Consider the following 18479-nt stretch of genomic DNA (forward strand, 5'->3'; position numbering starts at 1 on the left):
GTGAAAAGATTGCCGCGTATTCCTCCCCTGGGGGGCGATTCTGCGGGCAGAATGTGGAACCGGCCTTGCTCTCGATTCAGCGGCTGGAACTATTCCCCGAGTTGGAGAACCCGTATGTCCCCCAAACTCCTCTGCCTGTCGCTGGCCGCTATGCTGTTCGGGGTCGGCGCGTTTGCTCAGGATGAGAGCATCGAGAACGCCAAGAGCGACTCTATCGTTGTTCTGGATAAGGCGATCTTCGCAAATGACGACGCCGCGATTGCCGCGGCCCTGACCGATGTCCTGAACGAGGTAGAGCAGAGTCCTCAGGACTACGATCTGCGCATCGCCGCGGCACGAGGCTATCTGGCGCGGGCGGACCTGGTGCGCGCGGATCGCCAGATGGGCGATATCGAGAGTGACGAAGTGGGGGCGCTGCGCGATCGACAGGCGGAGTGGGGGGAAGCCGGGGCAGCGCATGCCTCGGCCGCTAAGAAGCTCGCCAAGAATCCGAAGGAGAAATCCGAGGCCTATCGTCTCTCCGGCGAATGCACCGTCCATCGAATCAACGGTCCGATTGCCGGCATGCGTTTCGGACCGACCGCGAAGTCGGACATCGAATACGCGCTGACGTTGGACAAAGAAAACTGGGAAGCGCACCGCGCCCTTGGGCTGATGTATCTGAATAATCCACCGATCAACGGGGGCGATCTCGACAAGGCCGTGGAGACCTTTACGACCTGCGCCGAGAAGGATGGTGATCGCGACGTGTATCACGCCCTTCTGGCCCAGGCGTGGATGAAGAAGAAGCGCCCGGAGCGAGCTCGCCTGGAAGTTGCAAAGGCACTGCAGAAGAACGAGAACAACCGCCTCGCACTCGACATCAAGACGCGATTGGAGGAGGCAGGCAAATGGTGAACATCGCCTCATTCATTCGACTTGCACCGGAAATCGCGCTCGTCATGCTGACCGTTGGGTGCGCCTCGCTGGGTTCTCTGCGCGAACGCCGCTATGCCGAAGTCACACCCGAGCAAATTCACCGCGCGGGCGAAACCGACGACTCCCAGTTGGCGCCACCGCTACGCGGCATGCTCGAGGATCGATTGGATCCGGGTGGTACGGATGTGACCGATGCGCAGGCCATCGAGGCCGTCATTGCGCTTGGCAAGGTGGGTTCTGCCAAGGACGCCGCAGTTGTTGAACGCATGCTGTCGGATGATCCTTCGGAGGACGTCCGGTATTTCAGCGTCGATGCCTTGGCGGCGCTCGATCCGGATGGCTTCAGCACACGTGCGGAGCGGTTGCTCGAAGAAGAGGGAAGCGCGCTCGTGCGCGAACGGATTTCTGAACTCATGACACCGTAGAAATTGAATCGGCGCTCCGGTTTTCGGTGGTTCCCCTTTACGCCCTGGCCGGATCGGCGTTTCCATTGATTTGAGAGAGTGGAGGAAGGTCTCTCGCCATGTCGCTGAAAACTCGTTTCTTTGTTCTGTCTCTCCTTTTCGTCGCCGGTACGGTGACGTTCTATCTGATTATGGAAAATCAGAAGGAGGAGCTTCGTTCCATTCGTCATCGGATTGAGGACGATTGGGAAGAGACCCGCCTGCTGATGGAACTGTCGGATCAAATCAGCGATATCCACATGGAGTTCGAAGGCAGTGGCCTGGAAGCCGACCGCGAAATGGCGATGAGCCACTTGGGCGAGGCGTTGGCGCGCGCCGCCGAAATCCGCGATCACGCGGAAGACGATCCGACCGGCGACGAAGGAGAGGAACAGGAGCTCACCTCCCTTGCACGATTGGACCAGACTCTTCACGACCTGCAGGCGTTCATCAACACGTCACCGGCGCCGGGTACCACCGAGGAAGATCTTCTCCGCCAGATGAATGCCCTGTACGGGCGCTCTATGATAGCCATCGGCAACTACAATCAGGGGGCTCTCGAGGAGCTGGATTCATCGCTGGATCGATTAGATCGCAGCGAGGAAGTCCTCGAGAACATGTCCCACACGTGGACGATCGGGATGTTCGTCCTGCTGGCCCTGGCATGGGTAGGGTTTGGCATTTGGCTTCTACGTCCGATCCGTCGGCTGCAGAAAATGGTGCGGTACGTGCGCAACGGCAAGTTCGAGTCCGTTTCTGGAGCGCGTGCCCCGGGCGAGATCGGCGAAGTGATCTCTTCGTTCCAGGACATGGCCACAGAGATTCACTACTTCACAACACAATTGGAGCATCGGGTTCAAGAGCGCACGCAGGAACTCGAATCGTCGCGGCGTCAACTGCGCCAGATGCTGGATCTCTTGCCCGATGCGGTCGGACTTGCCACTCCAGATGGAAAGATTGTGATGGCCAACGATACATATCGTACGCTGCTATCTCCCGATGGAGTCTCGAAGGTGAAGGAACTCCAGCAAGGAAAGCGAACGCCTCAGGGTTACTTCCAGTGGGTTTCGCCCGATGGCACAAGTCGCATGCTCGACGTACAGGAACTCCCGATCGCAACAGTGGATGGGCAGACCGACGTCGTCCTCGAATGTGTCCGCGACATGACACGCCAACTCGAAGTGGAAGCGGCTTTGGCATCGTCGCAGAAGCTCGCTGCGCTCGGACGCTTGTCGTCCGGAATGGCTCATGAGATCAACAATCCGCTGACGGCGATCGGCGCCTGCGCCGAAGGACTACTGAAACGGCTGAAAGCCGATCAACTGGAGCGCGAGACGTTCTTCGACTACCTGCAGACGATTCATGACGAAGTCTTCAGGTGCAAAGAAATCACTGAGCGCCTGTTGGATCTCTCGCGTCGCCGCGAGCACGAGTTGAAAGACTTCCAACCGTGCGATTTGATTGAAGACGTGACCAGACTGGTCGGAAAACTCGCCGAATCCAAGGGCGTGACAATCGAATCGTGCTTGGGAGATGATGCGGAAATCCACTCCAGCCCGAGTGCCTTCCGACAGGTCATCCTGAATCTGCTGATGAACTCGATTGAAGCCTGCGACAATGGTGGAAGGATCGAGATCGAAGGCGCATGGTCGAACGGCGATGTGCAGATTTCAATTCAGGACAACGGCGTCGGTATTGCCCCTGAAGACCTCGACCATTTGTTTGAGCCATTCTTTACACGCCGTCGCGATCAGAACGGGACCGGCCTGGGTCTGTATGTTTGCCAAGGTCTGATCGATGCACTCGGCGGCAAACTTCGGGCGGAAAGCGAAGGTCGCGGAAAAGGTTCGCGCTTCATCGTGACGTTGCCGCGCCATCCGCGGACGTTGACGGAAGAATCATAGGAGACAGGGAATCATGCCAGACAAAGAGAAGCTACACATCGCACTCATCGACGATGAATCGGCTATTCGCCGCATTCTCGGGAGAGAACTGGAAGGGCTTGGGCTCACAGTGTCGACCTTCGAGGACGCTGCCAGCGCCCGGAGTTGGCTGCAGGAGCAGACGCCGGACGCCATTGTGCTCGACGTTCGCTTGCCGGGAATTTCCGGCGATCAGTTTCTCCGTGAACTCGCGGACCTGGCTCCGTCCGTCCCGGTGATCATGCTGACGGGCCACGCGAATGTCGACCTGGCTGTCGAGTGCATGAAGCTTGGGGCAGTCGATCTGCTGACGAAGCCCTGCTCCATCGATCACCTGGAACTTGCGATTCGCCGTGCCGTCGAAGGGACGCGGCTCCGAGAAAAGACCCGGACGCTGACGCGACATACACAACCGCTGCGCCCGCTGCCAAAACTGTCGGGATCGTCGGAACCGATGGCATGTCTGCGCCGCATGATTGGCAAGGTCGCGGGCTTTGACGAGTCGGTCCTTATCATCGGCGAGAGCGGAACAGGCAAGGAACTCATTGCTCGAATGATTCAGCAGCAAAGCAACCGCGCGAAGGCAGCGTACCTGACCGTCAACTGCGCGGCCGTCTCCGAGACGTTGCTGGAAAGCGAGCTGTTCGGGCACGAAAAGGGAGCCTTCACCGGCGCGGAAGAACGCCGCCTGGGATTCTTTGAAATTGCTGACGGCGGGACGCTATTTCTCGACGAGATCGGCGACATGCCGATCTCCATGCAACCCAAGTTGCTGCGCGTACTGCAGTCGGGCGAGTTCCGTCGCGTTGGTGGGAACAAGGCGCTCCATGCCGACGTGCGGGTCATCGCCGCCACGAACAAATCCCTGATCGACGAAGTCCGCGAGGGCCGCTTTCGTGAGGATCTGATGCATCGCGTGAATACAATCACCCTCGATGCTCCCCCACTACGCGAACGAATCGAAGACCTTAATGAACTGATCGAACTCTTCAGCAAGGAGCTCGGCGAGGAATACGTCGGCCGCCCATTTGGCAAGGAGACCCTCGATATTCTGCGCAACTACGCCTGGCCGGGAAACGTCCGCGAACTGCGAAACGTCGTGCGCCGCGCGCTGATTCTGTCCGAGAGCGATGAGATCCAGCCCGAGGATCTGCCTCGTCATTTGCGCCAGATGGTAAAGCCGGCGGACGAGAACACGGAGGCCTACGTGTTCGATTCGAACATGACGATCGCCGACTTGGAGAAGCGTCACATCCTGGCGATGCTGGACGACTGCGGCGGGAATAAAACACAAGCCGCACGGAAACTCGGAGTCTCTGTGAAGACGCTCTACAACAAGCTGGAAGCGTGGCAGTCGGACGACGAGGCGGAGTGAAGCCGCAGCGCCCATTCCTGGGCGACGTCGGCAATTCGAGGCGCATCGCCCACGAATAAGTGATCGCTTCCATCCAGCGTCAGGACATTATCGGATTCTCGGGTGAGCCCCGTCGATGCAACAAGCTCTTCGTCGCTGACGGCGAAGTCCTCTTCCGCTAAGATAATCCGCGTCTGCGGAACGACTCGCGCCGATTGAGGCATTGCGCGCAAAGGTGGACTGATCGCAAACACGGGCGATTCGTCTGCCAGCAGCAGACTCACGATCGCTCCGTAGGAATAGCCGGCGTACGCGGTGATTTCCTCGTCACATCCAAGCGTTTCTTTGCGAAACCACCCGGCAATCTCTTGTGCATCGGCCAGATCGCCGGCGCTGGATTCGATCAAGCGATGATCTTCCCAGAATCGCGTACGCATGGCATCGACCTCTTCCTGGCTCAGTCCCGTTCGCGTGCGATACTCCCACGCCAATGCGGCGAAACCTGCTCGCACGCATCCGTCGAGAATTGCCATCACGACGGGATTATCGAGCGTCCCACCCAGCAAAGGGTGCGGGCAGTTGACGAGAATCCGTCCCCGACTGGCGTTCGCATCCGGATAGGCCAGGATGCCTTCCGTTTCGAACGTTGTGCGAATCCGAACGCGCTCCATCATGCCAGGACCTCGCGCGTCGCCGCCATCGCATCCGCCGTCGCGGTCGCAACTCTTTCGAGTTCATCGTCCGAAACGATCAGTGGTGGCTCGAACGTCAGAACGTTGCGCCCAGGGCCCGTCTTCCCAGCCAGGATGCCATTGTCACGCAACGAACGCAGGACCGCATCGCATCGATCGGTCGCGGGCTGTCCTTCGTGCGACAACTCAACGCCAATCATCAGTCCCTTGCCGCGGACATCCACGATTCCGTCATCGTCGATCGCGCGCAGCATCTCCTTGAAACGCTCGCCCTTCCGACGGGATTCGGTGGCAAGGTTCTCCCGCTGCATGATCTCCAGGACCTTCAAGGCCGCGGCAACGGGCACGAGATTCCCCCCGAAGGTGGAGGCCTGCGGCGATGTGAGACGGGCTGCAACTTCCTCAGTCGCCATCCATGCCGCGATCGGGAGGCCGTTTCCGAGGGCTTTCGCGACACTCATCAGATCGGGCGAAGTCTCCCAATTCTGCAAACCGAACCACTCGCCCGTTCGACAGAATCCCGTCTGCACTTCGTCTGCGATCAGGAGGATTCCGTGCTCTTGCAGAAATGCGCGCAGCTTCTGGAAGTACCCATCCGGCGGCACGAGAATTCCACCATTCCCACAGATCGGTTCGGCGATAAACGCGGCGAAGTAATCCGCACCCTTCGACGCAATGGCTTGTTGAAGCTGAGAGAAGTGCACATCCATCCCGACGTTCATGGGATGATCAACGTGAATGACAACCTCGGGCCGGAAAGGGTCCGCCTGCCACATTGGCAGTCCGGTGGTTGCCATGGTCAACGAAGTCCTTCCATGCAGGCCACCGCGAAACGCAAGAAAGGCAGGACGTCCTGTGGCGATGCGCGCCGCAATCAAGGCGCCTTCGTTGGCGCCGCTTCCGTCTGCGCAGAAGAACACCCGGCTGAGTCCCCGCGGTGCGACGTCGACTAGCTTCTCGGCCAACTCAATCATCGGCTCGGTCAGGAAGATAGTGGTGGTGTGCTGCAGTTTTCGCATCTGTTGTGCTGCGGCTTCAACGACCTCCGGATGGCAATGCCCCAGTCCATTCACTGCAACGCCGGAGTAGAAATCGAGATACTCCCGCCCGCGATCGTCACGCACAACGGTGCCTTTGCCATCCACGAGATGGAGCGGATCGTCGCCGAAGAAATGATAAAGGCACGGCATCAGGACGCGGCGTTTTCGTTCCAGCAGGTTCATTCCCGTCCTCCTCAGTAGATGCCGCCGGCGACAGCCGAAGCCGTCTCTCGTGCCGGTCGAGGGGATTCGAAACCTGATTCGCAGGCATCGGCTTCGTCGCGCTCCACGCAATTTAGCAGCAACATCGACTCGTCAAAGCGATGAAACAGGACTCTGCCCGTCTCGCCGGCGAGAGCAAAGTCGCGCAGATTCTCCGGATTGCGCAGCAAACGAATCGCCACGCGATTCTCGGCTGTGCGGTATCGCAACGGACGCGTCGCATCTTCAATCAGGCAACCGAACAGCGAATTGCCATATCCATTGATGAGCGCACAGTGCGCGGGGAGTTTGCCCGCTAACCATTCGCGCTCGTCGCGAGTGATGCTCTGGCCGCCGAGGTGAACTAGGCGCAGGTTCGCGATCCATGGTCCGGAGTGCTTCTCCAGGAGTACCTGCAGAACCGACGGCGTGATGAACAGAGCGTCGACGCTTTCTCGCTCGAGTAATGCCATCGCCTGGCGTACGAGATGTTCGCGATGCCGCAGCGAGGCGGTCGAGCCGGGCAGCATTGTGCGATGCCAGCGCGGATCGAAGTCCACCTTCAATGCGTCGATGCCACTGGTTCTGCGTGCGAGCGCGTCGGCCGCCTTGCCAATGATGTGCGGTCCCGTGGGACCGACGAACAACCACTGCGCGAACATCTCCAATTCACGATGCCCCAATTCGGACAACAGCGGCGTGACGAATCCGGCTTCGAAATCCTTCGCCGACCACGCGGCCGTGACGGGGTCGCCCGTTGTGCCGCCGGTCTCTCCGAGCGTGAATTCTCCGCCCGTGCGTAGCAGTTTCATAGGGACGAAATCGCGCCACGGACGATGCGACATGGCCTGGCGATCCATCGGCCCGAACGCCGCCAGATCCTCGATCGTTCGCAGCTCTTGCGGCTCGATCCCGAGTAGACTCGAGCGCTCCACCCAGTAACGCGAGCCATCCTTCGGGTCCATGTGGAGAGCCAGCATCGCGCGCTGATGAGGCGTCAGTTCCGTGGTCACGCTGCTGATCGTGGCCTTCAATGTCGACGCCGGTGAACCGTCCCATGGAATGCGTCGGAAGACGGATTCGAGCAAACTCCCAAGGCGGACGGCCAGAAGCTTGTCGCCGCCAATGCGCAATTTGCCCGTAAAGACAGCGCGCTGCGGCGACCAGTCGCCGGCTGCAATCTTCAGGAAAGTCGAAGCAGCCAATCGGTATGTGCAGACCGGCTCCGCCTCTTCGAGCACAGCGAGGCCTTCGTTCTTTTTCTGAACGGTGAAGCGGCGGCTCTCTTTGCCCTCATGCAAATCGAACGAGACAGGAACGCCGATGGAATCCAGCAGTTGATTCTCGTTTGCGCTCAGGCGAGGCGGCAGCCAATCGCGCAGATAGTATTCGCAACGTTCAAGATCGTTCATGCGCTCACTTCCTTCAAGATCTCGGCGTTCAGCCATGATCTTCCCAGCATTTCGAGATACGTTTCGCTAATGTTGTTGAGGCCGCCGATTATGCGGTTTGCCTCCGCGCAGGTGTTCGTTTGCTCCCACCTGCGATCGCGAGAGAGGTAGTTGTCCCACGGACGGAACATGGGGTGACGGGATCGCGGAAGGAACTCGAAGTGCATCGCGAGCCCGGCCCGCACAAAAGCCCGACCGATTTCTGCAACGGTCGGCCGCTCGGGGCTGACGAGATTCCAGAGAGAGTTCGGCTTCGGTGCCGCTTCGAGTCGCCCGGCAATGAAACGCACGACATCGGTCCGGCGACAGAATCCCGGCCGAATGTGTGCCTGTGCCCCCAGTCGGCAAGTGCCCCGCCCCGTTACATCGAGTGCTTCGAAGAAAGGGCCCAGCGGGCTCTTCTCGATTTCTTCCCGACTGCTCATCCATTCGGGCAGGATAATCCCCGGGCGGAAGACTTCGAGGCCGTCGACGCGCCCTAACAGGAGGCCCTCTGCCTTCGTTTTCGTTTTCTCGTACGTATTCGAGCACGACTCCTCGTTGGCCGAAGCTTCGGCAAGGACACCGTCGTCATCCGCACCGACAAACGCGGTGGAAACATGGAGGAAGCGCGCCACACCTGTGCGCTTCGCATGGGCGGCAAGAAACTCCACCGGGGCAACGTTTGCCTGCTCCATCGCGATCTGCGACGCGCCGGCCAACTTGGGCATCGCGGCACAGTGAACAATTGCGTCGAAGCGCTCCGTCGGCAGCATCAGATTGGGATCTGTCAGGTCGCCGGTCACCACCCGCAATGCCTCGTGCCATGGCAGACGATTCTGCGAGCGCTCGCGCACGAACGCCGTCACGCGATGCCCTCGCCGCAGCAGCTCGCGCAGAAGCGCGGAACCCAGGTAGCCGCTTCCTCCTGTGAGGAAGATGGAACGTCTTGTCATCATCGGAATCGGTGTACGCCTCATGGCCTCTCCTTTTAGCGCATAGAGAAGGGCAATCCGTGTGCCGTCCGGAGGGGGGGCTCCAGGGCTCTATTCGAGCCCATCTCCTGTCCTTTTTTCACAGTCCAAGCTGTAAACTCTTCCGAAATGAATCCCTCAAACGCCTCTCTGGGCATGGCCCGGAGCTTGCCCCTGCCCGTTTCGCAGCCATGACCAAGGAGGGCTTTAGAATGACAACTTCAGATCAAGTTTTGACGATTTCCCACTCCCCGGATCCGGACGATGCGTTCGCCTGGTGGGGAGTTCTCTCGGGCCGGGTCTCGGTCCCGGGCGTGCAGTTCCGCTGCATCCCGCGCACCATGCAGGAAGCGAATCTGGCCTGTCTTCATGATGAAGTCGATGTGGCTGCGATCTCCTCGGCGGCCTGGCCGCACTTCAGCGATCGGTATGCGATCCTGGGAGTCGGCGCCTCCGTCGGACGAGGATACGGCCCGGCGGTGGGAAGTGTGAATCTGCAGACGTTGGATGAGTTGGCTGACGCAACCGTCGCGCTGCCCGGTAATTTGACGACTGGTGCGCTGCTGTTTCGCCTGATGCACCCACAGGTTCGCACCGTTGAGATGCCGTGCGCGAAGGTGGGCGAAGCCATCGTGAATGGCCACGTGGACGCCGGCGTTCTGATCCACGAGGAACTGATGAATCTTCGCCACCGTGGCATGCGCCGTTTGGAGTGCCTCGGCAAGAGCTGGGAGCAGGAAACCGGGCTGCCCATCCCCGTTGGGTTGATTGCGGTGCGGCAGTCTCTTGGCGACGACTTGATCGAACACATCGCCCACGCAGTTCGCGAGAGCGTGGAAGTGGCTCTTCAAAATCGCGAGGCCGCCGTGGCATTTGCGATGACCTACACGCACCAGGCCGCCGACGGGATCGGCGAGGAGTTCATCGAGATGTTCACGAACTCCGACACGGTCGAGTTGCCGGAAGACTGCCGCGAAGCACTCCGGCTGCTCTTCGCGAAAGCCTATACAGCAGACCTGATTCCGTCGTTACCGGCCGTTCGTCCAGTCTACCCCGCCGAGGTGCGCCATGCCTTCGCAGGCTGATATTCAACATTTCTACGATCACGGCCGCACCCCGCTTTGCGCTTTAGACGAAGGCGCGCTGGCTGGGTTGCGGCATCGAACGGTGATCGATGGAACGACCGGCGCGGCGCAGTTGGCTTTGTGGCAGGAAGAGCACAAGTCCGGCTTCGATGTTCCGCTTCACCGGCACGATTGCGAAGAGATCATCACCATCGTCGCGGGCGAAATCCTTGCACGAATCGGCGATCGTGAATGGGCGATTCTAGCCGGACAGAGCATCCTGATCCCGGAGTGGGAGCCCCATGGCTTTCGAGTGACCAGCGCGACGCCTGTGCGCTTGCTGGCAATCTTCGGGAACCCAAAGCCTGGGATTTTCAAGTTGGATGGCACGCCTTCATCGCCCCCGTGGGAGGGCGGGGCCACGAATCATCTGCAGTAGGAGCAACTAGACGGGGTCTTCTTCTTTCTGGCTTTCGTCCGCTTTCAGCTTTCGGATGCGCGGAGACGACCCACGCTCTCTGCGAATGCCATCGTACTCGTCGAGCGCCTGGAGCAGCTCGACGGCGGACTGGTAACGGCGTTCAGGCTTCTTTTCCACACATCGGAAAATCACCTTCGAGATCACGCCTGGGACCTCTGGAGCCAGCGGGGCCGGCTTCGTGTACTGGTGATGGTAGGAAACGGAACCGCGACAGAATGGCGGCAACCCAGTGATCAACTCGTAGAACAGAATTCCGAGCGAGTAGATGTCGGATGCTACGCTGAGCGGATCGCCCGCGAAGTGCTCCGGGCTCATGTAGATCGGCGTTCCGAAGATCGTACCTTGCGATGCGCTGTCGATCAGACCGCCGCGAGCGATTTCCGGATGAGCGATCGCTGCGATTCCGAAATCGGACAGCTTCATCTTGCCGCGCGTTCCGATCAGGATGTTGGCAGGCTTGATATCGCGATGCAGAACGCCCTCGCCGTGAGCATGCACTAGCGCACGGGCAATCTGGCGAATGATGCTGATCGATTCATCCAGAGTCAGAATACGCTTCTCGCGTTGAAGCATCGTCCGCAAATCGCCACCAGGCACGTACTCCATCGAGATGTGTTTCAAGCCGCCTTCTTCTCCGATATCGTGGATACGCACGATGTTCGGATGGCTCAGCTTGCGCGCGGCTTTCGCTTCATTCTTGAAGCGGGCATGCGCTGCAGGATCTTTGGCGAAGTGCTTGCCCAGAATCTTCAGGACCACCAACTCGTCGAGTTCGCGATCGTAGGCCAGGAACACTTCGCCCATCGCGCCCTTACCGAGTCGTTCTCGAATCTCGTACCGACTCCGCGCACTTGGAGAGAGCTCGCCAAGAATGCGCTGGCGATCCGTCGTGGTGTTCTGCTCACGCGCCTGCTGCACGTGGAGGTTCCGCAGCCGCTCGAGCAAGTCTCGCTGATCGGGTGAAATCTCCAGTGCCTCTGTCAGCACTTCCGCGGCGCGCAGATACTCGTGGGATTCCTCGAACTGACGAGAGAGCGATTGCAATAGCACAGCCTTCGTATCGTCGTCGGTCAGATTGCGAATCGCCTCGTGAGCTTCGTCATGTTGCCCAAGCCCCATCAAGCATTTGACCTTCAACAACAGAGCCGCGCGGTTCTTCGGCTTCATCTCCAACGCGCGGTCGATGATCTCGCTGGCCCCCTCGGCATTCTCCAGGTCCAGTCGCAATTCTGTCAGCCTCAACAGCATGTCGAAGCTTGGCGCAGTTGCGGTGTTCACGGCGAACTCGAGAACTTCTTCGTACTCCTCCAGAATGTCCTGGTTGTTCGGAGCAAGGTGAGCGGCTTCCGCCAGATCCTCCGCCGCCTCTTCCACCTGGCCCATGATCTTGTAAAGAATCGCGCGTTCGACGTGCGCGCGCGCGTTGTCCGGAGCGACGCGAATAATCTCGTCGTAGCATGCCATCAGATCGCCCATGTATTGCGTGTACTGGGTGTGCAGGCGAACGAGCGTCACAAGTGCCTGTTCGATCTTGCCGACGCGCACGTAGCACTTCGAGAGCAACAGCAGGATCTCCGCATGATTCGAGGACAGCGGCGCGGCCTGCTCCAGAAGCGTCAGGACGCGCTGATTCACGGCCGCATCCTCACCCAACAGGCGATCGAGAATATCAGCCGCTTCGTGCGTCTGACCGGTGCCAAGCAACACGGCTGCAAGATGCAATCCGAGGTCTGCCTCTTCCGGCGCAATCTCGTAGGCCCGCGAGGCAAGTTCCAGAACTTCCGGCGTGTTGCGCTGCAATCGCGCGTGCGTTCGTGCCAGCGAAAGCACTGTCTCATCGTCCTCGGGCAAGAGGTCCACGACACGACGGTAGAGCTCGGCTGCCTTCTGATCCTCGCCCGCTGCTTCATAACAACGCGCCAGCGAGCCGGCCAACTTCGGGTTGTTTGGCTCGAGTTCAACCGCCCGCTGCATCAGCTTCGCGAACTCCGGCTTCCAGAACTGACCAATCGCAACGATCTGGGCCCAGACGCGGATCACGTCTTCGGGCAGTGCCCGCCCGCGCCGCGCAAGATCGTCCAGATTGCGGCCGACGTCTTCGCCCAGATGTTCCTTGCGTGTGTACGATAATGCCGCGCGAAGGAGGGAAACCGTTGAGGCATCGTACCGCTTCCGAATCAAGGCCGCCAATCCGAGCTTGAGTGCGGGCCGCGGATTACCGCGAGCCGCTCGCGATTCCGCCACGGCGCGCTCGAGCAATTCATCGCCCGGTGCGAAAGCCAGTGCGCGTTCCAGGAAAGCCAACCGCATCGGATGTGCGTGATCCGTCTCCACCATGTGGCGTGCAACGGCCAGGACCAGGTCCTGATTGGCTTCGGGATCGAGAGCGGCCTCCAGCAGAATGTCCATGTCCTCGGCTTTGGGGCCGGGGGGCTGCATCAGGAACTCCGCGACGCGATGCAGAATTCGCGCGCGTTCCTGGCGAACGATCGCCTGCGTTTTGATGCTCACGCCGCCCATCGCGCGCCAGCGCTCGATCAGTTCCTTGTAGAGCATTGCCGCGTTGTCGCGCTGGTCCAACTCCCACAGGAGATCGGCGCGAGCGATGCGCAGCTCAATCTCGTCCGGATCGCGGCGGCAGATCTCGCCGAGCATCTTCGCCGTTTCCATGTCGCGCACGTTGTTGGCCAGACGCGAACGGACCAGGGCGCTCGTGATCGGTAACGCATCAGGGTGCAACTGGTTGGCCTGCTCGAGCACGGCCAGCGCGGTCTTCGGCGGCAGCGAGATGACTTTGCGGACCTGCAAACGATGGAAGTTCCCGGCGAGGGATTCCGCCGCCAGTCGTTGCAGCTCGATGTCGTTTCCGTTCTCTTTCAGCAGCGCAGCGGCTTCGTCCAAGGCCTTTCCGAAATCTCTCGCTCGAACCAGGTGCCCGATCACGCCGAGCCGCGCCCACATGCAATCGGGATGAATCTTCAGCGATTCTTTGAATTGCCGGATCGAAGCGGGATCTTGCGGCGCCGACTGGTACAGGTGGCGACAAAGCTGATTGTGAACCGCATCGTGTCGCGACCCAAGCTGGATCGCCTGCTGAAACAGGGTGACCGCCGAGTCGTCGATCCGCCCCATCTCCGCATAAGCAGTCGCGAGCGGAATGATCGTGTCTTCGCTATCGTCGCCCTCTTCGTGGATCTTGTCGAAGATGTCGATCACGCCCGTCCAGTTGCCCTGCGAGGCGTGAGACTTTCCAATCAGACGAAGGTACTTTGCGCGGTTCGGACTATGAGTAACGGCCTTGCGGTAGATCTCCAGCGCGTTCGTATCGATGTCGCCGCGGTTCGCGTGGAAGTCTGCCAACGCGACCGCCGCGTCGACGTCGTCGGTATGCAGGTTGTGCCATTTGCGAACGATGCCGGCATCTTCGTCGTTCAGCGTCTGCTTGCTCTGAACGAGGATCTTACCAAGGGTCCGCACAGCGTCCGGATCGTCGGGCCGCGCCTCCAGAACCTGGCGCAGCATTTCCATGCCCTCTTCTTCGTGCCCCGACCGGTCGCACAGCAGCCGACCGGCAAATAGCTTCATATCGACATCTTCCGGGGAGTACAGGAGCCCGCGTAGAGCATACTCGAGCGCTTTGGGGCTGCCATCGTCGCGATCGCGATAGAGTTCAGCCAAACGGCCACAAATCTCGGCGCGCTCCGGGAAGTGCTGCGAGCCTAGCATGAGAACGTGCTCTGCCTGTGGGTCGCTGCGAGTGGACTTGAGGACGGATTCCAACGCGTCGTCGAAACTATCGTAGAACAACGAGCGCGCTTCGGATTCGGTATCGACATCGAGCCACTCGCTCTCATCGATCGATGGGAAATAGGAACCCAATCCGATGGCGACCCGCTCCAACGAATCGACGATCATGGCCTGATCGCCTTGACGCCGGCGTTCTTCAAGCAGGCGGCGCCACAAACTCAGGTTCATGCCCTGGCGCGCGGCTTCACGTTCCAGATAGCTGAGATCGAGGAGTTCGAACTTGTCGCGACGGACCAGCGCTTTCACTAATTCGGAGAGCCAATACTCATCGTCAGGGAATGCCGCGTCGGCGAACCGGTAGAGCTCCGTTTCGTCCTGACCGACTTCCTGGAACGCTTCGGCAATGATGCGGAGCGAGGAGCGCCATTCTCCGGTCCCGGACTTGTCGAGCGCACGCGCCTGAGAAGCCTCGTCGCACGCCTCCTGGAGGAGACGACGTCGAGCCTCAGGATCTTCCAATTCTTTCAGCGCGCGTTTGCGGAACAGCCCTTTGAAACGCTCGGCAATCGCCATCTCAAATAGGACCTCACTGGCCTGCCGAGGGATGGTCCCTCACAGGCCGAATCCTGGGCAAGGAATGCGCCCCCGGCGCATCTGCCCTCTTCCCCATGTACCCACCATAAGTATTGCAGCCTCAGACGCGGGCGCTGTCAACCGATCATGTTTGTCAAACACTCACTCACGCCCGAATCAGCCTGCCACCAGTCAGGATGCAGCCAGTTCTCCGGATGGAATGTCGGATGACGATGACCCATCGATAAAGGCAGCCCCAATCGAATCTCCCCAGACATTCGTGGCGGTGCGGAAGCGATCGAGGAACCAGTCAATGGCGACGATCAGGCTGATGCCCTCCAGCGGCAGGTGGACTGCCTGCAGGACGATGACCATCATCACCAGGCCGGCCTCCGGAATGCCGGCGGCCCCGATCGAGACGACCGTCGCCATCAGGAACACGATCAGCAGTTGGCCGAACGAGAGGTCTACGCCGAAAGCCTGGGCGATGAAAATGGCCGCGACGGCCTCGTAGAGCGCCGTGCCGTCCATATTGATCGTGGCCCCGAGGGGCAGGACAAAGCCGGCCGAGCGCTCTCCGATTCCGGCACGATCTTCAGCACATTCCATTGTCAGTGGTAAAGTTGCAGACGAGGAGGCGGTAGACCAGGCCGTCAGCAGGGCGGGGAACATCGCCAGCATCAGCTTCAGGGGATTCCTCTTCGTCAGCACGAAACAAAGAATGGGGAGCGTCACGAACGCATGAATCGCCAACCCGGCGAAGATCGTGGCCATGTAGCGCCCGACTCCGGAGATCATCCGGGCCAGGCCGCCCTCGGTCCCGGCCGCGGCTCCGAACTTTGATGCCACCAATCCGAAAATCCCGATCGGCGCGATCCACATAATCAGGTGAACCATCTTCATGATGGCCTCATTGAACCCGTCGAAGAAGGCGATGACGGGCTTCCCCTTCTCCCCCAGCGTCGTCAGAATTCCCCCAAATATAATCGCAAATACAATAATTGGAAGCATCTTCCCCTCGGCGAGGGCTCCAAAGATGTTCGGATGGAGGAAAGACAGCAAGACGTCGGAGATCGTCGTTCCCTGTTTGGCGAGAGCGTTCTCCGGGGCAACCGCTCCCTCGATCGCCATCCCAGCCCCAGGCCGAATCACGGTCACGAGGATGACTCCCAGACCCACAGATAGGGCCGTTGTCGTCGCATAATAGAGAATCGTCTTCAAGCCGGTCTTCTGGGCCCTCCGGATGTCGCCCATCTGGGTCACTCCAACGATGACGGAGGCCAGCACCAGCGGAACAACAACCATGCGCAGGGCAGTCAGGAAGAGCTTGCCGAGGACCTCGACCCGAGTCATCGCGTCGCCGAAGAGCGCCACGCAGATCGCCGCCAGGACGATGGCAACGATGATCCCGATCAGAATGATATTGGAGTGCTTCCGAGTCATGAACACACGTCCTCTAAGTGGAGGTTGGAGCCGAAAAGCCGAGGATTGCCATGGTGGAACTTTGGTGGAAGCCTCCCGATAGCTCAAGCGCTAAGGCGACATTGGCATATCCACACATGTATTTTGCCTGGGGCGCGCAAAATCCTGCGCACTTTCTTGACGCTCACAGACCCGGGCCCCATCCTGGACAGCATGCAGTGCATTTTTTTGCACGTTCGGCTGGCATTAATGCTGGACGTGTCCGGTCCAAACGGGGCACTATCGACAATTCGATGGAAGCGCTTTTCCCCAAACCCCAGGCCTTGAGGGTGCTTGAGTACTGATGAAGAACGGCCAGAAACCAACCTACCGTGGCAGCGTCCTTGTTCTCGACGACGAAGAGAACATGTGCAAAATCCTGACGAAGGTCCTCAACCTGGAGGGCTACTACGTCACGACGTTCACCAATCCGAAGGAGGCGCTCCGGCACTTGGAGACGCACTCCACGGACGTGCTACTGACGGATATCCGGATGCCGGAGATGACCGGCCGCGAAGTTCTGGCCGCGGTGCGCGAACGTGGCCATTCCTGCGAGGTCATCATGATGACCGCGTACGGGACGATTCAGGGTGCGATCGAGTGCGTCAAGATCGGCGCTCTCGACTATATCACAAAGCCGTTCAAGACCGACGAACTGCTTGTCACGATTTCTCGAGCCTTCGAGCACAAGCGCCTGAAGGAGATGAATTCGGCACTGACCGAGGCCTACAATCAGGGGGCCCGTCGCGAGGACGTGCTCCTGCTCGGTGAGTCACCGGCTCTGCACCGCGTCCGAGAGATGCTGCAGAAGGTCGCGCCATCGGACAGTCCGGTCCTGATCATGGGCGAATCGGGCACAGGCAAGGAACTGGCCGCGCGCAGCGTCCATCGGCTGAGCCGACGCCGCGGGGGTCGCTTCGTCGCAATCAACTGCGCGTCGATTCCGGCGTCACTGATGGAAAGCGAATTGTTCGGCTACGAACGCGGCGCGTTCACGGGCGCCAACCAGACGAAGATCGGACTAATCGAGCTGGCCGACGGCGGAACGTTGTTCCTCGATGAAGTCGGCGAACTTCCCCTGCCGCTGCAGGCGAAGCTGCTGCGCGTCCTGCAGGAGCACGAAATCACGCGCATCGGCGGCCTGACGAACATCCCCGTCGATATTCGCGTCGTCTCCGCCACGAACCGCGACCTGCAGGCCGCGATCACGGACCGCGAATTTCGCGAGGACCTCTTCTATCGCCTGAATGTGATTTCGATCGAGCTCCCACCGCTGCGCGAACGCCGCGAGGACATTCCGCTGCTGGCCGAACATTTCCTGCAGGAAAAAGCTGCGAAGCACAATCGACCCGACTTGCGTTTCAGCGAAAGCGTGCTCGAAGCCCTGCGAATGCTCCCCTGGAAGGGCAACGTGCGCGAGTTGGAAAACCTGATCGAGCGTATGATTCTCCTGTCTGATACGGACGTCATCACGACCGACCTTCTGCCGGAAGAGGCCGGACGTGCTCGCCGCAGCAGTAGCAGCAGCACCGATGGCGTGACGAAGCTGGCGCTCTCTGCGCAAGCGATGGTCGAGGAGGTTCCGGACTTCAAGAGCGCCCGCGAATCCTTCGAGCGCGAGTACCTGGAGGCCCTCCTGCGCGGCCACAACGGCAGCGTGACCGACGCCGCCCGCCAGGCCGGTATGAGCCGACGCAATCTCTACGACAAAATCGACAAACTGGGCATTCCGCTGACGATGATTAAGGAAGGCACAGGCGACTAGGCCTGCTTCTTTTCAATCTCATGGATGATCCGACGCGTGCGCTTCTCTTCCTTTGAGTCATGCACGACCAGCACGGCATGCACGGCACCTGGAACATAAAACAGCAGCGTCAGAAGCAGGTTGATAAGTGCCTGAATCGGCTTCCCGCAGAGCAGGACGGCGACGGGGGGCAGGATAATGGCGAGCAAGTAGAGCACAGAGTCTTCTCCATTCAGTGACCTGCCATTTGTACGCTCGGGGTTGCGTTGTATTCAATCGCGACCTTCAAGTGCGCAATTGTCTCGCCCAGCGCGTCGCCCTGACCGACAGAGACATGATGTCGCAGGCTTGAGAAGCATGCGACCCTTCCAACGGCTGAGCGATGGCACCCACCTCCGCATCGGCACGGGTATCCGGTCCTTCTTTGGCCGATCA

General features: G+C 59.9%; 14 protein-coding genes. 7 read left to right on the forward strand and 7 right to left on the reverse strand.

Going from position 1 to position 18479, the window contains the following annotated elements; all coding sequences use genetic code 11:
* The first annotated feature begins 114 nt into the window (after positions 1-114).
* The 4 genes from KQI84_04280 (at position 115) to KQI84_04295 (ending at position 4658) form a co-directional block, all read left to right on the forward strand.
* On the forward strand, positions 115-897 hold the full coding sequence (locus KQI84_04280) for a hypothetical protein (protein ID MCB2154078.1): 783 nt from the start codon (positions 115-117) through the stop codon (positions 895-897).
* On the forward strand, positions 891-1343 hold the full coding sequence (locus tag KQI84_04285) for a HEAT repeat domain-containing protein (protein ID MCB2154079.1): 453 nt from the start codon (positions 891-893) through the stop codon (positions 1341-1343). The genes KQI84_04280 and KQI84_04285 overlap by 7 nt, the downstream gene beginning before the upstream one ends.
* A gap of 98 nt (positions 1344-1441) precedes the next feature.
* Positions 1442-3265 (forward strand): HAMP domain-containing protein, encoded by a 1824-nt coding sequence (locus KQI84_04290; protein MCB2154080.1) that lies wholly within the window; start codon positions 1442-1444, stop codon positions 3263-3265.
* Positions 3266-3278: 13 nt separating this feature from the next.
* The gene (locus tag KQI84_04295) at positions 3279-4658 is read left to right on the forward strand and encodes a sigma-54 dependent transcriptional regulator (protein MCB2154081.1); all 1380 of its coding nucleotides are present in this window, start codon (positions 3279-3281) and stop codon (positions 4656-4658) included.
* Here the strand turns inward: KQI84_04295 and KQI84_04300 are convergent.
* From KQI84_04300 to KQI84_04315, 4 genes are read right to left on the reverse strand one after another with little or no spacing between them, the layout of a single operon-like run.
* Positions 4613-5311, reverse strand: a complete 699-nt coding sequence (locus KQI84_04300; protein ID MCB2154082.1) for a hypothetical protein — start codon at positions 5309-5311, stop codon at positions 4613-4615. The genes KQI84_04295 and KQI84_04300 overlap by 46 nt on opposite strands.
* Entirely contained in the window at positions 5308-6552 is a 1245-nt protein-coding gene (locus tag KQI84_04305) for an aspartate aminotransferase family protein (GenBank protein ID MCB2154083.1), read from the reverse strand. Before KQI84_04305 ends, KQI84_04300 begins: the two co-directional genes overlap by 4 nt.
* Positions 6553-6563: 11 nt before the next feature.
* A complete protein-coding gene (locus KQI84_04310) occupies positions 6564-7982 on the reverse strand; it encodes an SCP2 sterol-binding domain-containing protein (protein ID MCB2154084.1) in 1419 nt (472 codons plus the stop codon).
* Positions 7979-8980, reverse strand: coding sequence for an SDR family oxidoreductase (locus KQI84_04315; protein ID MCB2154085.1), 1002 nt, complete (start codon positions 8978-8980; stop codon positions 7979-7981). Before KQI84_04315 ends, KQI84_04310 begins: the two co-directional genes overlap by 4 nt.
* A gap of 206 nt (positions 8981-9186) precedes the next feature.
* On the opposite strand from KQI84_04315, the gene KQI84_04320 reads away from it, so the two are divergent.
* Together KQI84_04320 and KQI84_04325 are read left to right on the forward strand one after the other, a co-directional pair.
* Positions 9187-10059, forward strand: a complete 873-nt coding sequence (locus tag KQI84_04320; protein MCB2154086.1) for a hypothetical protein — start codon at positions 9187-9189, stop codon at positions 10057-10059.
* A complete protein-coding gene (locus KQI84_04325; GenBank protein MCB2154087.1) occupies positions 10043-10477 on the forward strand; it encodes a cupin domain-containing protein in 435 nt (144 codons plus the stop codon). The genes KQI84_04320 and KQI84_04325 overlap by 17 nt, the downstream gene beginning before the upstream one ends.
* A gap of 6 nt (positions 10478-10483) precedes the next feature.
* Here KQI84_04325 and KQI84_04330 read toward each other — a convergent pair whose 3' ends face one another.
* Both KQI84_04330 and KQI84_04335 read right to left on the reverse strand, forming a co-directional pair.
* Positions 10484-14839, reverse strand: a complete 4356-nt coding sequence (locus tag KQI84_04330) for a protein kinase (protein ID MCB2154088.1) — start codon at positions 14837-14839, stop codon at positions 10484-10486.
* A gap of 192 nt (positions 14840-15031) precedes the next feature.
* Positions 15032-16282 (reverse strand): dicarboxylate/amino acid:cation symporter, encoded by a 1251-nt coding sequence (locus KQI84_04335; GenBank protein ID MCB2154089.1) that lies wholly within the window; start codon positions 16280-16282, stop codon positions 15032-15034.
* Between the two features lie 322 nt (positions 16283-16604).
* Between KQI84_04335 and KQI84_04340 the strand changes: the two genes are divergently transcribed.
* On the forward strand, positions 16605-18065 hold the full coding sequence (locus tag KQI84_04340; GenBank protein ID MCB2154090.1) for a sigma-54 dependent transcriptional regulator: 1461 nt from the start codon (positions 16605-16607) through the stop codon (positions 18063-18065).
* Here KQI84_04340 and KQI84_04345 read toward each other — a convergent pair.
* Positions 18062-18262 carry a YqaE/Pmp3 family membrane protein gene (locus KQI84_04345; protein ID MCB2154091.1) on the reverse strand — a complete coding sequence of 67 codons (201 nt, stop codon included), beginning with the start codon at positions 18260-18262 and terminating at the stop codon, positions 18062-18064. The genes KQI84_04340 and KQI84_04345 overlap by 4 nt on opposite strands.
* Between the last annotated feature and the right edge of the window lie 217 nt (positions 18263-18479).

The organism is bacterium (assembly GCA_020444065.1).
Classification (GTDB): domain Bacteria; phylum Sumerlaeota; class Sumerlaeia; order SLMS01; family JAHLLQ01; genus JAHLLQ01.